13 protein-coding genes are annotated in these 19,074 nt (G+C 43.5%); all 13 read left to right on the top strand.

What is annotated here, in order from left to right; genetic code table 11:
* Positions 1-65 precede the first annotated feature (65 nt).
* A complete protein-coding gene (locus G590_RS0102420) occupies positions 66-1,214 on the top strand; it encodes a hypothetical protein (protein WP_022764081.1) in 1,149 nt (382 codons plus the stop codon).
* 16 nt (positions 1,215-1,230) lie between these two features.
* Entirely contained in the window at positions 1,231-2,154 is a 924-nt protein-coding gene (locus G590_RS0102415) for a transglutaminase domain-containing protein (protein WP_196802459.1), read from the top strand.
* Positions 2,155-2,166: 12 nt separating this feature from the next.
* Positions 2,167-2,553, top strand: a complete 387-nt coding sequence (locus tag G590_RS0102410; protein WP_022764079.1) for a hypothetical protein — start codon at positions 2,167-2,169, stop codon at positions 2,551-2,553.
* Positions 2,554-2,821: 268 nt separating this feature from the next.
* Positions 2,822-3,937 carry a galactose ABC transporter substrate-binding protein gene (locus tag G590_RS0102405; protein ID WP_022764078.1) on the top strand — a complete coding sequence of 372 codons (1,116 nt, stop codon included), beginning with the start codon at positions 2,822-2,824 and terminating at the stop codon, positions 3,935-3,937.
* A gap of 113 nt (positions 3,938-4,050) precedes the next feature.
* On the top strand, positions 4,051-5,562 hold the full coding sequence (locus G590_RS0102400; protein ID WP_022764077.1) for a sugar ABC transporter ATP-binding protein: 1,512 nt from the start codon (positions 4,051-4,053) through the stop codon (positions 5,560-5,562).
* 33 nt (positions 5,563-5,595) lie between these two features.
* Positions 5,596-6,585: a galactose/methyl galactoside ABC transporter permease MglC gene (locus tag G590_RS0102395; protein WP_022764076.1), complete on the top strand. Its 990-nt coding sequence runs from the start codon at positions 5,596-5,598 to the stop codon at positions 6,583-6,585.
* Positions 6,586-6,719: 134 nt separating this feature from the next.
* The gene (locus G590_RS0102390) at positions 6,720-8,786 is read left to right on the top strand and encodes a hybrid sensor histidine kinase/response regulator (RefSeq protein ID WP_196802458.1); all 2,067 of its coding nucleotides are present in this window, start codon (positions 6,720-6,722) and stop codon (positions 8,784-8,786) included.
* Positions 8,783-12,184 carry a DegV family protein gene (locus tag G590_RS18135; RefSeq protein WP_022764074.1) on the top strand — a complete coding sequence of 1,134 codons (3,402 nt, stop codon included), beginning with the start codon at positions 8,783-8,785 and terminating at the stop codon, positions 12,182-12,184. Before G590_RS0102390 ends, G590_RS18135 begins: the two co-directional genes overlap by 4 nt.
* Entirely contained in the window at positions 12,181-14,322 is a 2,142-nt protein-coding gene (locus G590_RS0102380) for a sensor domain-containing diguanylate cyclase (RefSeq protein ID WP_022764073.1), read from the top strand. The genes G590_RS18135 and G590_RS0102380 overlap by 4 nt, the downstream gene beginning before the upstream one ends.
* A complete protein-coding gene (locus tag G590_RS0102375; protein ID WP_022764072.1) occupies positions 14,300-14,611 on the top strand; it encodes a hypothetical protein in 312 nt (103 codons plus the stop codon). Before G590_RS0102380 ends, G590_RS0102375 begins: the two co-directional genes overlap by 23 nt.
* Positions 14,612-14,626: 15 nt before the next feature.
* Complete coding sequence (locus G590_RS0102370; protein WP_022764071.1) at positions 14,627-16,225, top strand: response regulator; 1,599 nt, start codon at positions 14,627-14,629, stop codon at positions 16,223-16,225.
* A gap of 6 nt (positions 16,226-16,231) precedes the next feature.
* The gene (locus G590_RS0102365; protein WP_330361661.1) at positions 16,232-18,103 is read left to right on the top strand and encodes a cache domain-containing sensor histidine kinase; all 1,872 of its coding nucleotides are present in this window, start codon (positions 16,232-16,234) and stop codon (positions 18,101-18,103) included.
* Positions 18,093-19,070: a substrate-binding domain-containing protein gene (locus G590_RS0102360; RefSeq protein WP_022764069.1), complete on the top strand. Its 978-nt coding sequence runs from the start codon at positions 18,093-18,095 to the stop codon at positions 19,068-19,070. The genes G590_RS0102365 and G590_RS0102360 overlap by 11 nt, the downstream gene beginning before the upstream one ends.
* Positions 19,071-19,074: the final 4 nt, after the last annotated feature.

The raw sequence follows: 19,074 nt of genomic DNA, 5'->3' as shown, positions 1-19,074 counted from the left end.
TGAAATCTTGTTGGCTTTTTTTGTTGCGTTTTTTTAGCCAAAAAACCTATAGACGGAGGCGAAAAATGTTCTGCAGATCTACACTTACAAGAATTGCTAAAGCAGCTGAGAGTATTGTGCTTGGGGTTTTGATTCTGACATTTCTTTTCCCGGTGACAACTTATGCCACTTCTAATGTGACATATCCCACACCGAGTCCTAACGGAACCACAGCCAAGAATCCCACAACAACGAGCGTAGAAATCGACGAAGATACGTTGCTGGCACTGGAAAAGTTTAATGATACATACAAAGACAAGAAATTTAATGCGTTGTGTTATTTCCTAAACTACCAGGATCTCAGATTTGATGTAGGTGCCGATCCCAATGCTTTATTTCAGCATTATAAGACTTTTGGCTACAATGAGAATCGTGTGGCAGACAGGATAATAAATCCTGAATCCAGACAGTGGAGAAGTAAATTTGAATATGTTGTGCCAAGATATCAGAAGACAAAAAAGCAGCAGGACGGGATGGCGGTTATTCCTGATGAAATCCACAGTAACGGAGGTATGAACAGACGCCAGGAAAACGAGGCAAGAAGTGTAGCCCTTCAGCTTGCAAGACATGTATATGATCGTGTTAATAACAACGGAAGCGGAACTCAGATAGAGATGGTGGCCTACGCCACAGGAATTGTAAACGGGTATTGTGCAGCCGGGAAAGAACTTACTCGTGAGGAGGTCGAAAGCTCTAACAATAAGCTTTACAGAACAGCATATGGTGTTTTTATAGCTCATCAGTATACCTGTGCAGGTTCTACAAGGGCTTTGGGACTTATTCTTGATTATCTTGACAAGTTCTGGTATGCCGATTGGCAGGCAGGAAATAAGGCTGAGTATATACCACTTAAATGGGTACATGTAAATGCAAATAAATGGGAAGACCAGTGGTGCCAAATAGTTTGTGATAACCATGAAGCCTACGCGGATCCTATTAAATCCTGGGCGGGATACGGAGTACATCCCAACTGGGGTGGCAAGAAGCAGGACTTCAGACAGTACTACGGATATGCATTTGAAAGCGACATTATAAACACAAGACCTAGATATGTAGATGGTGAATATCAGTTATTAGGAGATCCTACACATGATAATGCCAATCCAATGGGCGATCCAAATCAATATGACAGCTACAGCACACATGCGGGCGTTCAGAATCCACAAAACCCGTAAAATAGTTTCACTCATTATGGTACTCTTGATGTTTGTCACAAATGCTCGTACCGTACAGGCAAATGATTATGAAGTTTTGGATTACTCAAGCTTTCCTGATCACAGTATCACATCCATTCATATAGGAAGTGATGTATACGAGATAACTTCAACAGCCTTCAGGGGAATGGGACATCTTAAGTACATCACTGTAAGTAAGAACAATCCGTTTTACTCATCTTACAGCGGATGTCTTTACGACAAGATGCAGACAGAGCTTGTGTGTTATCCACCTGCTCTTTCGGCAGCGTATATTCCAAACACCGTAGTTTCCATAAGTCAGAATGCGCTTTCCGGTGTACCTGAAAAACTGCGCAGGGAAATAGTTGCGGTTGTAGAGGACAACGGATCTGTAAACGGTATGGAATGGGATGTGCAGGGAGCTCATTTTCTTCATATTTACGGCACTGTAAAATGGACGACCGGTAATGACGATGTTGTAGACCCGCCATCAGATGTTATGAAGATGGCAGCTGATCTGGTCAACGTCTGCACCACATTTTCCATGACACAGTCCGAGCAGCTGGAAGCTGCTTTTGATTACCTTGCCAAGTCGGTTGTATATGAAAGAAGCATGGAAGTTCCCTCGGGCGACTGGACAGGCTCATACGCAATGAATACCATGAGTGAGCACAAGGGCAACTGCTACGGATATGCTGCAGCGTTTGCATATATAGCAAAAGGTCTGGGCTATGATGCGATGGTATGTACAGGAACAGTTACATCAGCTCTTGGCGGAAGAACAGCACACGCCTGGACAGAAGTTAAGGTCGGAAGAAAATGGTACGTATTTGATGCTGAGATGCAGAGGGCCAAGGGAAGCGGATATTACAAACAGACCTACGAAAGTTATCCTGCCGGACCGATCAAAAAGGAAGCAAGCTACCCGGTAAATTATTAAAGAGGAAAAGATATGAGGAAGATCCTGACATTTACATTCATATTTGCAGGTACAGTATCCTGTGTGTTTATTTTCAACATAGTGCTGTATTCTCTGATGCCGGCCTACAGGCATTTTCTGGCAGGAATGGTGAAAGATGACAATATACCGGTTGTTACGATTACCGAGCAGCCGATAGATAACGAGGATGTGAATCTCGATAATGCTGAGGCTGAATTTGAAAAGAAGCCTGACTCATATTACAAGATTACCTATATTAATAATGAGCCTGTAGCTATGGATGAAAAGCCTGCAGATACCGAAAAGGTTATAATAGACAAGCAGTATCATGAAGATTGCGGTACAGGCAAAGGGTACTGGGTCATAACCTATGACGATGGCACCACAGAAATTGAGTGAAAATTACTGATAATTTCATACAATACTACAATATGACGACACTCCTTTTTGAGAAAACGTTTCCGTAAAGTAAATGTTACCAAAAAGGAGTGCTTTTTGTTGTGTAAAATCCACAATTAAGAACAAAAAACAAAAGGATTTCTAAGATAAAAAGAAGAATTCTCTATGTTTTTGCACAAATGCTTTTGATAAGATTACCCATGTAAACAAACATTGGGGCTTTGCTTAAGCTGTGCTCCAATAACTTACTTTAAGGAGGATGTTACAAATGAAAAAGAAATTGGTAAGTCTTTTAACAGTTTCTGCAATGACAATGGCTATGCTCGTTGGTTGCGGAGAGACAGCAGCAGACACAGCTACACAGACAGCTGAGACAGTTGCTGAGACAGCAGAGACAGTTGCTGATACAGCTACTGAGGTTGCTGAGACAGTTGCTGAGACAGCAGGAAATGCTGATCTTGCAGACAAGAAGGTTGGTGTTTGTATCTATCAGTTCGCTGATAACTTCATGACACTCTTCAGAACAGAGCTTGAGAACTACCTTGTATCACAGGGATTCTCCAAGGACAATATCACAATCGTTGATGGTGCTAACGACCAGGCAACACAGACAAACCAGATTCAGAACTTTATCACACAGGGTGTTGATGTTCTTATCATCAATCCCGTTAACTCATCTTCAGCTGCTACAATTACAGATCTTGTAGTTGGCGCTGATATCCCTCTTGTTTACATCAACCGTGAGCCTGATGCTGACGAGGAAGCAAGATGGTCAGCTAATAACTGGAACGTAACTTATGTTGGATGTGACGCTCGTCAGTCAGGAACAATGCAGGGCGAGATCATCGTTGACCTCGGCCAGGAGAAGGTTGACCTCAACGGCGATGGCAAGATCCAGTACATCATGATCGAGGGTGACCCTGAGAACGTTGATGCTCAGTACAGAACAGAGTTCTCAGTTAAGGCTCTTGAGGATGCAGGTTGGACAGTTGATTGTCTTGATGACCAGGTAGGTAACTGGGATCAGGCTACAGCTCAGCAGCTCGTTGCTAACTCACTTTCAGCTCATCCTGAGACAGAAGTAGTATTCTGCAACAACGATGCTATGGCACTTGGTGCTCTTCAGTCAATCGAGGCAGCCGGACGTAAGGTTGGTGAGGACATCTACCTTGTAGGTGTTGATGCTCTTACAGAGGCTCTTGAGGACGTACTTGCAGGAACAATGACAGGTACAGTATTCAACGATCACATCGCTCAGTCACACGGTGCAGCTGATGCAGCTATCAACTACATCACAGGTGCTGGCAACGATTACTACATCGGATGTGACTACGTAAAGGTTACAACTGACAACGCACAGTCAGTTCTTGATTCACTTAAGTAATCTGAATCAAAATCAGAAGTTTAAAGAAATAATCGGTGGCGCGGATGCCTGGCATCCGCACCACTTTTTAAAGGGAACACAAGATATATAGTGGAAGTAGAAAGGGACACGATATGGCATCAGAGTACAAATTGGAACTACGGGGCGTATCCAAGTCCTTTCCCGGTGTAAAGGCACTGGATAACGTACAATTGGCAGTTAAGCCCGGTACCGTCCATGCACTTATGGGAGAGAACGGAGCCGGCAAATCAACACTTATGAAGTGTCTTTTCGGTATTTATAAGATGGATGCCGGAGAGATCTATATCGACGGAGAAAAGACAACAATCGAGAATCCTGATGAGGCTATGAAAAAAGGTATAGCCATGGTGCATCAGGAATTGCAACCGGTACTTGCAAGAAGCGTTGGAGAGAATATGTTTCTTGGAAGATTCCCGGTCAAGAAAATTGGTCCACTTCAGGTAATCGACCATAAAAAGATGTACGAAGAAACAGAGAAGTGGCTTAAGGAAGTTAACATGGATTTCGATCCTAAGGCGCAGCTTGATACACTGTCAATCGGACAGATGCAGTCAGTAGAGATTGCCAAGGCTGTATCACATGACGCCAAGGTTATTATTTTCGACGAGCCAACATCTTCTCTTTCAGATAGTGAGGTAGAAGCTCTTTTCAGAATCATGGAAATGCTCAGAAACAAGGGAGTTGCCATGATCTATATCTCACACAAGATGGATGAGATCAAGCGTATCGCTGATGATGTAACAATCATGCGAGATGGTACATACATCGGAACATGGCCTGCCAAGGATCTTACAATTGACGATATTATTGCCAAGATGGTAGGTCGTGAGCTTACAAATATCTATCCTCCCAAGGATAGAACACCGGGCGAGGTGGTCATGGAAGTCAACGGACTTTCATCAATCCATGAGAAGTCCTTCCAGGATGTGACCTTCAACTTAAAGAAGGGTGAGATCCTCGGATTTGGCGGACTTGTCGGAGCCCAGAGAACAGAGCTTATGGAAGGTCTGTTTGGTATCAGAAATCTTTCAGCCGGAGAGATCAAAATTCATGGCAAGCAGGTTAAGATCAAGAGCCCAAGAGACGCCATGAATGCCGGAATCGGTATGATCACTGAGGACAGAAGAGGAAACGGTATCTTCGGATGCCTTTCAATCAAAGATAACGTTGGTGTTTCGGTTTATAACAAATATCTCACCGGCGGATTCATTCTTGATCATCCTAAGATCAATAAGGTTGTTGATGACAGTATTGAAAAGCTCAGCATCAAGACACCTAATATGCAGGAGCACATCGCTAACCTTTCCGGTGGTAACCAGCAGAAGGTTATCGTATCAAGATGGCTTGCTAATGATCCTGACATTCTTATAATGGACGAGCCTACAAGAGGTATCGACGTAGGTGCCAAGCATGAGATTTATGAGATCATGACTGATCTTGCCAAGCAGGGTAAGGCTATCATAATGATATCTTCCGAAATGGCAGAACTTCTTGGTATGTCAGATCGAATTTATGTAATGTGTAACGGTAAATTACGTGGCGAGATCACAGAAGAGGCAGACATGACCCAGGAGAAGGTTATGAGCTACGCTACTCAGTTCTAAGATTCGCAGGCTATTATAAGAGAGGAAAAAGAAATGGTTAAGACAAAACAGCAAAAAGCAATTGATTTTCTTATAAATAACGGTGTTATCATCGTTATGTTCATCCTGGTTATTTACACAGGTATTACAAACGACAGGTTCCTTACATCTAACAACCTGTTCAACATTCTCATGAATATGAGTTCAAGACTTGTTATTGCCCTTGGTATCGCAGGCTGCGTTATCACAGCAGGATGTGACCTTTCAGCAGGACGTATGATCGGTTTTGCTGCTTGTATCGCAGGTACACTTCTTCAGAAGATGGACTACTCAGGAAAGTTCTTCCCTGAAATGGAGCCACTTAACATCTTCGTTGCACTTCTTATCGTACTTGCAATCACAGGATGCTTCGGTGCAATTACAGGATTCTTCATTGCATTCCTTCACGTTCCTCCATTCATCGCAACACTTGCTATGATGGAAATCGTTTACGGACTTGCTCTTATCTACACAGGTGCTACACCTCTTGGTGGATACACAACACAGTACACAAACATCGCTACAGGAAAGTTCCTCGGAATAAGCTATCTTATCTGGATTGCTATTATTGTTGCAGCAATCACATGGTTCATCTTCAACATGACACGTCACGGTAAGTATATGTATGCAATCGGTGGAAACCCACAGGCTGCAGAGGTTGCCGGTGTTCCTGTTCGTCTTACAATGGTACTCATCTACATGAAGGCTGCTATGATGTACGGTCTTGCAGGATTCATGCTTGGTGCTAAGGCCGGTGGTGCATCAGTTAACTTAGGTCTTGGTTATGAGATGGAAGCTATCGCTGCCTGCACAATCGGTGGTGTATCAGTTACAGGTGGACGTGGTAAGGTTTCAAGTGCCATCATCGGTGTTGCCGTATTCGAGCTTCTGAAGGCAGCCCTTCAGTACCTTGGAGTTGATGCTAACGCTCAGTACATCTTCATTGGTCTGGTTATCTTCGTAGCTATTTCACTTGATATCCGTAAGTACGTTGCTAAGAAGTAATTTACTAAAATTTAATGTATAATTATTAACGAAGTTATCTCAATATCGTTAACAGCGTGATATAATAGGGATGTAGTCTTTTTAGACTGCATCCCTTTTTTATGTTGTTTTGTCTCTTTAAAGAGGGTAACGATTTGAACGAAAAAGCGAATCGGACACTAAGAGCCCACAATGTGGTTGTTGTCATCATCACGATCACTTGCATCGGTGCAATCTTAGAGATCATATCCCAGGGATGGGAGCTCTGGGTGATACCTCTTATTGCTGGTGGAATAATCGCGTGCTGGGCTATTCATATCAACGGTTATGGTGAGGTCAGGTTCAGAGAGAATTTCTTTATGATCTTCTCGATGTTGGTGGCTTTCTTTCATGGCGTTCACTTGACCAGTTTCTACGATATCATTATTATCTCGGTTCTTCTTATGATCACTGCATCTGTTATGGGCAGAAAGAGATTTTTGCCTATTATTCTTGCGGAGTTTTTCGTAATAATGGCAGGCCAGATGATCTATGGACTTATCACAAACAGTATAAAACTTGATCCCTTAAGTATATCCAGGATAATTCTTCATATTGTTGTTGAAATAAGCATTTACAGGGCACTTCATGAAATCCTCAGAAATATGAGCAGGATAGAAGGCGATATAGAAGCTGTTCAGGACACTGAAGAGAACGCCAAAAAAGGTATGGAGGATTTCCTTGCGAATATCTCTCATGAACTCAGAACTCCCGTTAATGTAATAAACGGCATGTCTACCCTTATTCTGAAAAAAGAACCAAGGGCCGACGTACAGGCAATCAGAGATGCCGGTATGCGCCTGTCTAACCAGATCGAGGATATTCAGGATTACAGTGAAATTGAAAGAGGAGATGCGATCTTAGAGGAAGAAAAATACATGATCACATCAATCCTTAGTGATATTGCAGCAAATTATGAGATGCTGTATCAGACAAAGGGCCTTGAATTCACCATTGATCTGGATCCGTCTGTGCCTGCGGTTTTAAAAGGCGATTCCAAGAAGCTCAAAAAGATAATCATGCATCTTGTGGACAACGGCTTTAAGTTTACCAAAAAAGGTGGTGTTCTTTTAAGAGTTTTCTGCATCAAGAAGGATTACGGAATCAACCTGATAATAGAGGTCATGGATACAGGAATCGGTATGACCGAGAAGGTCAGGGAAAGAGTTGCCACGGGAAGTTATCAGGCAGATAAAAAGAGAAACAGAAGCACCGGAGGTATAGGACTGGGGCTTTCAATCGTCTATGGCTTTACAAGGCTTATGCACGGCTTTGTGGCACTGGAGAGTGGTGTAGGGGCAGGAACTGTTGTCAGAATAAGCATTGTACAGGAAGTCATTGATCCAACTCCGTGTATAACAGTAAATACTGATAAATTCCTGGGAGTAGCTTTCCATGTGCTTGCGGATAAACTTGATGATTTCAGAGTTGGCGGAGCCTATGAGATGATGGCAACCAATCTGGCGGCAGGACTCAGGGTTAATCTTTACTCAGCACCGTCTTTGAAAGAACTTAAAAGACTTTTGGATACGGGTAAGATCACACATGTATTTTTAGGGGTTGACGAGTATAAACAGAATCCCGGTTTCTTTGATGAATTATCTGAAAGCGGGGTAACTGTTGCTATGTTCGAAGAACCGGGCTTTGTTATGAAGAGCAAGAACCGGATCATAGTCCTTCCAAAGCCGGTCTACGGATACACAGTGGCTAAGGTTTTAAATGGAGAGGCCGATGTGTCTTCATTTATGAAGACAGCTGAAAACAAGGCACTTAATCTTGAAGAAATAAGGGCTCTTATTGTTGACGATGAGCCAATGAACCTGATTGTGGCAACAGGTCTTTTTAAGGACTACAAGATGGAGGTTGATACGGCTGAGAGCGGCAAGGAAGCGCTGGCCAAGTATGAGCTTGAATCGTATGACATAGTATTTATGGATCATATGATGCCGGAAATGGATGGCGTTGAGGCAATGAAGAAACTCAGGTTCATAGCTGATCAGAAGGAAAGAAAGCTTATTGTAATTGCTCTTACAGCCAATGCTGTCAGCGGTGCAAGAGAGATGTTCCTTAAAGAAGGCTTTGACGGATTCATAAGTAAGCCAATCAATATCAACGATTTTGAGAGAGTCATGATGCGCGTGATGTCTGGAGGCAAGAAGAACCGGAATGGAGGTGTCTCATGATTCATAAGATTGTACAGAAGGTAAAAGACCTTCTTAAAGACCCCTCAAGAAGTTTTAAAGAGCGTGTTTTCATACTGCTCACACTGGTTACGGATTTCTTTATCTTCCTTGCGCTCCTCGGTGACATTATTCTCGGCGAGAACATGGTTGAGATAATTGCGCTGGTTATCATTGTGCTTGCGATTCCGATTGTAACCATAGTATCGATCAGGAGAAACCATGTGTCCATTGCGGTAAGGCTTATCGTGCTGGGCCAGGTTTTTGTTGCCCTTCCTCTGGTATTCTTCTCCGGCGGCGGTATTTACGGCGGCGGAATCCTGTGGATGATATTCACATTTCTTTATACGGGACTTGTTCTCAGTGGCTTTTGGAAGCCGCTGATGCTGGTGGTGCTTACACTTGAGTCTGCTGTCCTGTATGCTATCGGATATTTTTTCCCTGAGCGTGTAGTGGAGCATACAAGAGAAGCCTTCTTTGCTGATTCCCTGATTTCCATTGTACTTGTCGGCATCATCTGCTGCTTCATGGTTTGGTTTGAGGAGTGGCTTTATGATGAGGAGAACAAAAGAGCCAAGGAGGAGACCAAAAAGGTTGAAGAGCTCAACAGGTCTCAGAACAGGTTCTTTTCCAATATGAGCCATGAGATAAGGACTCCCATAAACTCTATCCTGGGACTAAATGAGATCATTCTCAGGCAGGAAGATGCTTCTGACGAAATCATAAATGATGCCAAAAATATTCAGGGAGCCGGCAAGATGCTGCTGTCCCTGATAAATGACATTTTAGATATGTCCAAGATTGAAGCGGGCAAGATGGATATAGTACCCGTAAACTACAATCTGGGAGATCTGATCTCTGAGATTGTAAACATGATCTGGCTAAGGGCAGAGCAAAAAGACTTAACGCTTAATCTCGAAGTGGATCCTACAATCCCCGCCGAGCTCTTTGGCGATGAAGTGAGAATAAAGCAGATACTTGTAAACCTTCTCAACAATGCGGTCAAGTATACGCAGGAAGGTTCTGTTACACTGCGCATTGAAAAAGAAGATAATACAAAAGGTGATGATGTCGTTCTTCTGATCTCGGTAATCGATACCGGTATGGGAATCAAGCAGGATGTTATCCCATATCTTTTTGATGCTTTTGCAAGAATGGATGAGGAGAGAAATGCCAAGATCGAGGGTACGGGCCTTGGCCTGTCTATTGTTAAACAGCTGGTAGAGCTGATGGACGGTAAGATTACCGTAAACAGTACCTATACAGAAGGGTCAACCTTTATCGTGTCACTTAAGCAGAAGGTGACAAGGCGAGAGCCTGTTGGTGAGATAAGCATTGAAAACTACGGTAAGAGAGAGTTAAAGGGCAAATATATACCGGGATTTATTGCACCCGAAGCCCGGATACTTATTGTCGATGATAATGAGATGAATCTGGAGGTTGAAAAGAAACTTCTTGATGGCACGGAGATTGTTATCGACACTGCTTTAAGCGGCCCTGAGGCTCTTTCCATGACATATGCAGAGGCATATGATGTTATTTTCATGGATCATCTTATGCCCGGTATGGATGGTGTGGAATGTCTGCAGCAGATAAGAAAACAGCTTGGAGGTCGGAACAATCATTCACCTGTCATTGCACTCACAGCAAACGCCGACTCCGAGAGCAGGGATTTGTATGACAGAAGCGGTTTTGATGGTTATCTGGTAAAACCGATATCAGGCGAACAGCTTGAAGATATGATTCTTGGTCACCTTCAGGAGTCTAAGATTATAAGGACGGCAGGAGCTGACCTTGAAGGGGCGAAAATGAATTCTTCAAGGGCTTACACCAAGAAGATGCCAATCATTGTTGCCACCAGCAGCATGTGTGATCTGCCAAGGAATACTCTGTGGGAACATCAGATAGATATAATTCCGTTTTCAATTATGTCTGACGGAAAATCCTATTACGACTACGATGAAGCAAACAGCGATGAAGTTATGCGCTATGTATCGGAAGGAGCGATGTTTACATCTTCGCCTCCCACAGTACAGGAATTCGAGAGGTTTTTTGCCCAGGAAGTTAAAAAGGCGCATCAGATCATTTATATCGCGGTATCTGCCGGAATCAGTAAGGAGTATGAAAATGCCCTTGAGGCAGCAAAAGCTTACGGAAATGTATCGGTAATAGATTCGGAAGCCAATTCCAGCGCTCTTGGAATGTTGGTGCTTTTGGCATACAGGATGTCCATACAGGGAAGACAGTTTGACAGGATCATCAGTGATCTTGAAAAGGTTAAAAAGAACTTAAGATGCAGTTTCATAACCGGAGATGCCGAGTTCCTTATGAAGCGCGGAGGCATAAGAAAATCAACCTATGCCCTTGTAAGTACCTTCGGGTTGAGGCCTGTCATCAATATAAAGGGCGGTAAGGTGACTATAGGAAGAATATTCACCGGCGAGATGGATGAGTGCTATCAAAAGTATCTTGATTTTATTCTTCCGAGAAATGTAAAGCCTGACCTGGATGTTGCAATTGTAGATTATATTTCACTTACCGAAGAAGAAAAAGAAATTGTCAAAAGATCCATCAGGAAGAGGCATAACTTTGAACACATTCTCTTCCAGAAGGTTTCTTCAGTCATGTCATTAAACTGCGGCCGGGGAGCTATGGGTATCATGTACCTGTTAAAGAAAGACGAGCCCTACGGACTCAGTCAGATTCTTTCAAATGCTCTTTACCACGGCGAGGGTATTAAGGAATCTGAGTATATAGATACCGGAGATAACCATCAGGCGGTTTCTGAATCTGAGGAAGTATACGAAGAGAAAAAGGCATGGTATGAGGAGATTCCGGGAATAGATTCCGAAAAGGCTATGGAGAACAGCGGATCGGAAGAAGCCTTTAAATCAGTGCTTCAGATATTCTATGATTCTCTGGATCAGAGGATCCTGGAGATTGAGGATTTATATGCTTCAGAGAACTGGAAAGACTATACCATTAAGGTCCATGCTCTTAAGAGTTCCTCAAGGCTGATCGGAGCAATGAGCCTTGGTGACGATGCGGAAAAACTGGAAATGGCCGGTAAAAATGATGATACGGATTATATCCGGAATAATAATGAAAGCTTTGTGGACAGGCTTAAAGAGTATAAAAAGAATCTGGCGGTTTTCTGCAACAGTAAAAAGGATGAGGATGAACATTTTGACAAAATCCTGATCAAAAGCGCATACGACACCATTAGAAAAGCTGCAGAGGAGCGCAATGACAGGATGATCGAAATGACCCTGAGGGATATTTCGGAATATGACATTCCGGACAAGCATCAGGACAAAATGAACAGGATAGCAGTGGCCTTTGAGAGGCAGGATTATGAAGAGATCAAGATGCTGTCAGATATTACGGAAGATATGCTATGAAGAGTAAACAGGCGCTTATCAACTTAATATATGCCGTATTCTTTGCAATCGTTATAGCAACGATCCTCATCGGGATACCTATGTCTACAGACAGGCTGATCACAAGTCATGAGAATATTGACGGATATTCCGATGGATGGATGCTTCCGGACGGCGAGAAGGTTTCTGTCGATGACCTTAATATCAAAGACTTCGGCGGAAGGATTGCGGTAGAAAAAAAGCTTTCCGGTGGCATAACTGACAAGGATGCACTGTGCTTTAAGTCCAAGAATACGAACATAAGAGTTTTCGTAGGAGGAAGGCAGGTATACAGATTCTACAGCATGCCCAATCTCACTGGAATGTGCTACGGAGTGGCATTCCATGAAATAGGGATAAACAAAGACGATGCCGGAAAGATCGTAAGGCTTGAATTTGAAAAGGTCTATGAAGGCCAGAAAAACGGAACCGTTTTTGACGTTTATCTATGTTCTGCTTCGGATTTCATGCAGCTGGTTATCAGGAAAAGTCTGTTTTCATGCATATTCTGCATTCTCAACATTTTCCTGGGACTGATATTCCTCATTGCTTTTGTGGGCTCATCCAATAAATCTGTATTTCCGTTTAATGTTCTTGCGTTTGGAAGCTGCGCTGTACTTACAGGAATCTGGCTGCTTATCGGCACGGATATCTTCCAGCTTATCACAGGCCATATCTATGTTTGCAGAGATATCAACAGAATAATCCCGTTTATGATCGCTTATCCCAGCATTTGCTTTTTAAATTCACAGACAGAGAAAAAGAGGGAGATATATGATCACCTTGGCTTTTGGTTATCAATGGTCACTGCCTTCGGAATTATTACCATACGCTATGTACTAAAGGTTGATATGATGGATTCCTTCCCCTGGTTTGCCGGGGCGTATATCATTATCGGACTGGCAGTATTTATCATAATGGCGCTGGATAATGCTGTTTACTGCAGAAAGACAGGAAAGAAGAACAGACTCAGATATCTGTATGTCAGCGGGATCATCTTTGCCGGCAGCGGTTTTCTGGATATTGCCCAGTACTTTATGGTCGGAAGGACTACTGAGCGATTTGGCCTCTTTACCCGAATAGGTGCTACTGTCTACGTGGCAATTGAGCTGATTGAATTTCTCAGATGGTGGATGAAGGACAGCGCTGCCATGGAGCGTGACCGTTTCATAAACCGTGCGCTTCAGTACGCACTCTCATCCAATTCCCCGGATGCCAACATAAGGTCAATTCTTGCATTTTTGGGAAAAGAGCTGGATGCAAGGCGTATTTTTATATTTGAAGACCAGAAGAACGGAAAATACAAGGGCACTTATGAATGGTACAGAGAAGGAGAGGAATCTTTTTCTCTTGAAATGATGTATTTATCGTCAGAGGATATAATCGACAGGATATATGATGCGTTCAATAAAAATGATCACAGGCTGATAGTCAGGGATCCTGAAGAGTTCAGAAAATCGATTCCGGGCTTTTACAGCCTTCTCAAAACCAATAAAGTAGATAATATGATCATCGGTCCCCTTGAAGTGGGAGGTAATCTTTTTGGCGTCTGCGGCGTTGTGGGTGCAACTTCAAAAAAACTCGAATCAGTATCAGAGATTATTAATCTCATAAGCTATTTCCTTGCACAGCTTGTGCTTCAGAGAGAAGAACAGAGCAGAGCACTGAATTATACATATAAAGATGCTCTTTCGGGTTGCAGCAATTATGCGGCTTTCAAAAAATACTTAGAGCACGGTCTCGATATGACACAGCCATTTGGCCTTGTCCGCTGCGATCTTGTCAAACTTGATGAGATCAATATCTCGGAAGGATTTGAAGTGGGCGATCAGATAGTAGTGGTTGCGGCAAGGATGCTCAATGAAATATTCGGGGAGTCGAATGTGTTCAGAATAAGCGGCACACAGTTTTACGCCTTTGGTTTTGAGGCAGAGGAAGCTTTTTTTGAGAGTGATGTTGAGAGACTTCAGAAGATGTTTAAAGAAAATGCTATTGAAGCAAACGTCTCTTCAGTGTATTGTTTGTATGGGACAAAAGATATTAATATAGTTCTTAACAGGGCAGATGACCTGATCAATAAGAAGCAGGAGAGTGAAAATGAACATACAGACAATAGTTAATCAGATGGGAATTGAAATACTGGCATTTCTGGTGTGCATGTTCTTTGGCATCAGACTTATCGTCACCAGAGATGTGAAGATAATCAAAAAGGATAATCCGGAGAGCATCAAGCATCCCAGAGAGTATACGTTTTATGCAGGACTCATCATTATTTTCCTCGGCGTATCGGCGATAGCAATGGGAATCGTTTCCTTCTTTGATCAGATAGCTGCGCTTATTCTTATTGTTGTGGCTGTTGTGATCATGGGATTCATGTGGAAGTTTGTGCACGAAAAATATGCAGAGTGAACTATCGGGTGAACTATGAACAAATATAAAGTCATGCTTGTGGACGATGAGGAAGATGTAGCACAGGCGATCATGAAAAAACTTGACTGGGAGAACATGGGATTCGAGACTCCCAGGTACGCACATAACGGTCTTGAAGCTTTGGATTTTGCGGAGGAGCTGAGGCCTGATATTGTCATGTCCGATATTAAGATGCCTTATATGGATGGAATGGAGCTGGCCAGGAATTTGAAGCGCCTCTATCCCAATATAAGGATCATTTTCTTTTCGGGATTCGATGAGTTTGAGTATGCTAAGGAAGCCATCAGGCTTGAGGCTGAGGAGTATATACTGAAGCCTATTGATGCCGATGAGCTCAAGGCTGTCTTTACAAGGGTACATGAGGCTCTTGACCGCGACATAGACGAGAAGCTGAACGTAGCAAAGCTTGAGAATTATTACATGGATTCACTTCCTCTTTTGCAGGAGGATTTTTTTGCATCCCTGGTGGAAGGCAGGATTGAGGATGACAGGATTGAGAAATTCATGTCCGATTACAGGATTGAACTTACGGGGCCTGTTTATCTGGCTGCGATAGTGCATGTCAGCAAGTCCAACATTCCTGAGGGGATGAATCCTGTGCTTCTTTCCGTATCGGTGCGCAAACTTTTAGAGGAGAGGATGAACGAGAAGTGGGGCTGTAAGTTCTTTTCCTATCAGGGCAGTACCGTTATGATCGCACAGCTCTCTTCAGAGAAGGATGCATCTGCATTTACCGATGACTGTGACAGACTTTGCAGACTTGCGGAGAGTATCTGCAAGGCGAATATCACTATCGGTGTAGGCAGCGTAACAGATACACTTTCTGAGATCGACACATCCTATCAGGGGGCAAGGGATGCCGTATCCTACAGGGTTTTGTACGGACATACCAAGGCTATAAATATTTCCGAGATCTCTCCCAAGGAAAAAGAGGAGCCTCATTCCGGTGATGAGGACTCTTTGCTTGACGTCTTTAAAAAGATGAAAATGTCGGGTGCAGACGAGGTTCGCAGCGCTGCAGAAAGATATATAGACAATAACACCAAGGCCCAGGCATCGATACAGAATTACAGATTCTTTGTCATGGAGCTGGTGAGCGAGCTGTACAAATTTGCAAAGACCAATCAGCTTGAGCTTTCAGAAATCTTTGATATGAATACCGATGTCTATTCGGATGTTCAACAGCTGGAGCCCGGAGAACTCACAGCATGGTTTGGCAATGTATGCGTTAAAATGCATGAGCTCATCGACTATAAGAGAAATGACACCACCAGGTCTTTTGTCACAAGGGCACAGGAATATGTGGCTGACCACTATGCCGATCAGGACCTGTCGGTGGATTTTATATGCAATTACCTTGGTGTAAGCAGTGCTTACTTCTCCACGGTCTTTAAGAAAGAAACCGGCAAGACCTTTGTGGGATATCTTACCGATTACCGAATGGAGAAGGCTGAGAGGATGCTTCTTGAGACGGATGAAAAGACCTATATAATAGCCCAGGAAGTAGGATACTCAGATCCCAATTATTTCAGTTATGTCTTCAAAAAACAGTTTGGGGTCTCGCCGTCAAAATACAAAAACGGCAAGGAATAAGTCATCGTGCGTTTAAAAAAGTTTTTGAAGAGAAAATTCGATAACTTAAAAATGCAGTGGCTGATCTCAAAATACATGAGGTCCGGAGCCACGAGAAGTATTCAGGCTACAATTGCGGTTTCATTTACAGTTGTAGCTTTAGTTTGTATGCTCGCAATGGGAGTGGCTCTTTATCAGAGATTTGCCGTAAGATCTGAGAAGATGCTGACAGACTCAACGGAACTCACACTGGATCAGAGCGTAATTACTCTTGAGGATTATCTGCGCAGCATGCGAAGAATGTCTGATGCCATCTACTACAACGTGGTCAAGGATCAGGACATCAGCAAGGAAACACCCATATCACAGATGAACCTCTTGTACGAGGCTCACAAGGACTATCTTATAAGTCTTGCCCTTTTCTCGGAGGACGGGACTCTTATAGCCGCATCTCCTGTAGGCGTTGAAAAAGAAGGAGTGGACGTAACCGGACAGACTTGGTTTACGTCAGCTCTTGCCAAACCGGAGAATCTTCATTTTTCACTTCCCCATGTTCAGAATATTTTCGTCGATGACCCTACTTTTAAGTACTACTGGGTAACGTCCCTCAGCAGAAATGTTGAGCTTAATAACGGCGGCGTACCGGAGCAGGGAGTTCTTTTGGTTGATATGAACTATGCTGTCATTGAGGAAATGATGGAAGCAGTCAACAACAACCCTTCAGAGCAGTATGTGTATCTGATGGATAACAGTGGATCAATCATTTATCATCCGATGCTTATGCAGATAAGTGCCGGACTGATTAAAGAGAATAATCTGCAGGCAGCTTCTTACGATGACGGAAGCCATAAGGAGATCTTTGAGGGCAGCGAGAGGATCGTCACTGTGGATACCATGAGTTACACAGGATGGAAACTGGTGAGCGTCATTCCCACAAGTAACTCCTATATGGGAATGAAGGATATCAGATATTTCGTAATGATGGTAATCTCGATAACTCTCCTTGCCATGCTCATACTTAACAGATTGGTTGCAAGGCGGGTTACCAGACCTCTTATAAGGCTCAATGATTCGATCAGAGATATAGAGATGGGCAAGGCTGATCCGAGCGTTTACATCGGAGGACCTTCAGAGGTTGAGCACCTGGGCAGGACTCTCAGAGACAGTTACGATCAGATAAATGAGCTTATGAGGGATATGGTGGCATCCCAGGAGGAGAAGAGAAAGGCAGAGCTTGATGCTCTTCAGTCCCAGATAAATCCTCACTTTTTGTATAACACACTCGATTCCATCGTGTGGATGATCGAGGGCGAGAAGTATAACGAGGCGGTGTTTATGATAACTCAGCTGGCTTCTCTTTTCAGGGTCAGCTTATCAAGCGGCAAGACCATCATCCCCATCGGTGATGAAATCCGTCATGCCAGCAACTATATGAACATCCAGAAGGTAAGATTTAAGGATGCTTTTTCTGTAGAGTTTGACATAGATGAGGAGATAAAAAACTACTGTACTGTCAAGCTGATCGTACAGCCTATCCTGGAGAACGCAGTTTACTACGGCGTAAAAGACATGGAGGACGGTGAGATCGTTGTCAAAGGATTTAAGGGAGATGACGGAGATATCTACATCACTGTTTCCGACAACGGATTTGGAATGAGCAGCAGCCAGACAGAGCTTCTTTTGACTGATGATACAAGAGTAAGGAAGAAGGGCTCGGGAGTTGGGCTTATCAATGTGCAGAGAAGAATTCAGCTCAGATTCGGGCAGGAGTACGGTCTGAAGATTGAGAGTGAGCCTGACGAGGGCACAACTGTGACCATCCATCTGCCTGCAATAGAATACAACGAGGATAACAGGAAAATGCTGGAGTCCGGAAAGGAGAAAGAGGATGAAAAATAGAAATCTGTTTATCCTTGTGGTGGCAATCCTTTTGTTCATTACTTTTCTGGCTTCGACTTCCGCGTTGATACTCAGCGGGATCAGAGAAGACTCTCCTGAGATATCGGTGGTAATTGATGACAGCGGCTCGGGAAGATGGACCTCTTTTATATCGGGACTTGAGCAGGCGGCCAAGGACAAGAATATAAAGCTGAATGTGGTGTCGACAGGCAAAAATCTGTCACTGAGTCAGCAATACAAAATAATCAATGAGGAGATTTCGGACGGCGCAGACGGAATTGTACTTCAGATATCAGGAAGCAGAGGAACCGAGAATCTGATCTCCGATATAAGCTCCAAAGCCGTGCTTTTACTGGTGGATACCAGCGCGGATACCGACGTTGACGTAGAAGGCAGATCAGCCTGCATACAGGTTGATAATGTTGAACTGGGAAGAGCTCTTGCCAATGAGGTGAGAATTGCCTTCGGCAATGATCTCAGCGGCAGGACAGTAGGAATAGTGACGGGCAATCTGAGACAGAATGCGCTCTCTGAGAGACTTCAGGGATTTACCGAGAACATCCAGTCGTCGGGTGCTGAGATTGTCTGGTCCGATTACGATCCTGTAAGCATGACCGACAGACTTGTAAGACGACAGAACGAAACAAGAGCTGATATTATCGTTGCACTTGATAACAACGGACTCGAGGCGGCTTGTGAATACGCACAGAAGATTGAGGATCTGCCAACGATATTCGGAGTGGGAACATCCATTAAAAACGTAAGTTACCTGGACGACGGACTGATAAAGAGCATGGTGGTACCCAATGAGTATTACATGGGATATCAGTCGGTGTCGGCGGTTGCAGGAAGACTTGACAACAGGCTTACGCCCATGCAGGATGAGAAGATTCCTTTCAGGGTTGTGAACAGGGACAACCTCTTTGATGAGAGTAATCAGAGGATTCTTTTCCCTGTAGTGCATTAGTATA

The sequence above is a fragment of the Butyrivibrio sp. XPD2006 genome (genome assembly GCF_000420865.1).
Lineage (GTDB): Bacteria > Bacillota > Clostridia > Lachnospirales > Lachnospiraceae > Butyrivibrio.
The sequence above is the reverse complement of the archived record's forward strand: the minus strand, read 5'-3'. Positions and strand labels throughout refer to the sequence as shown.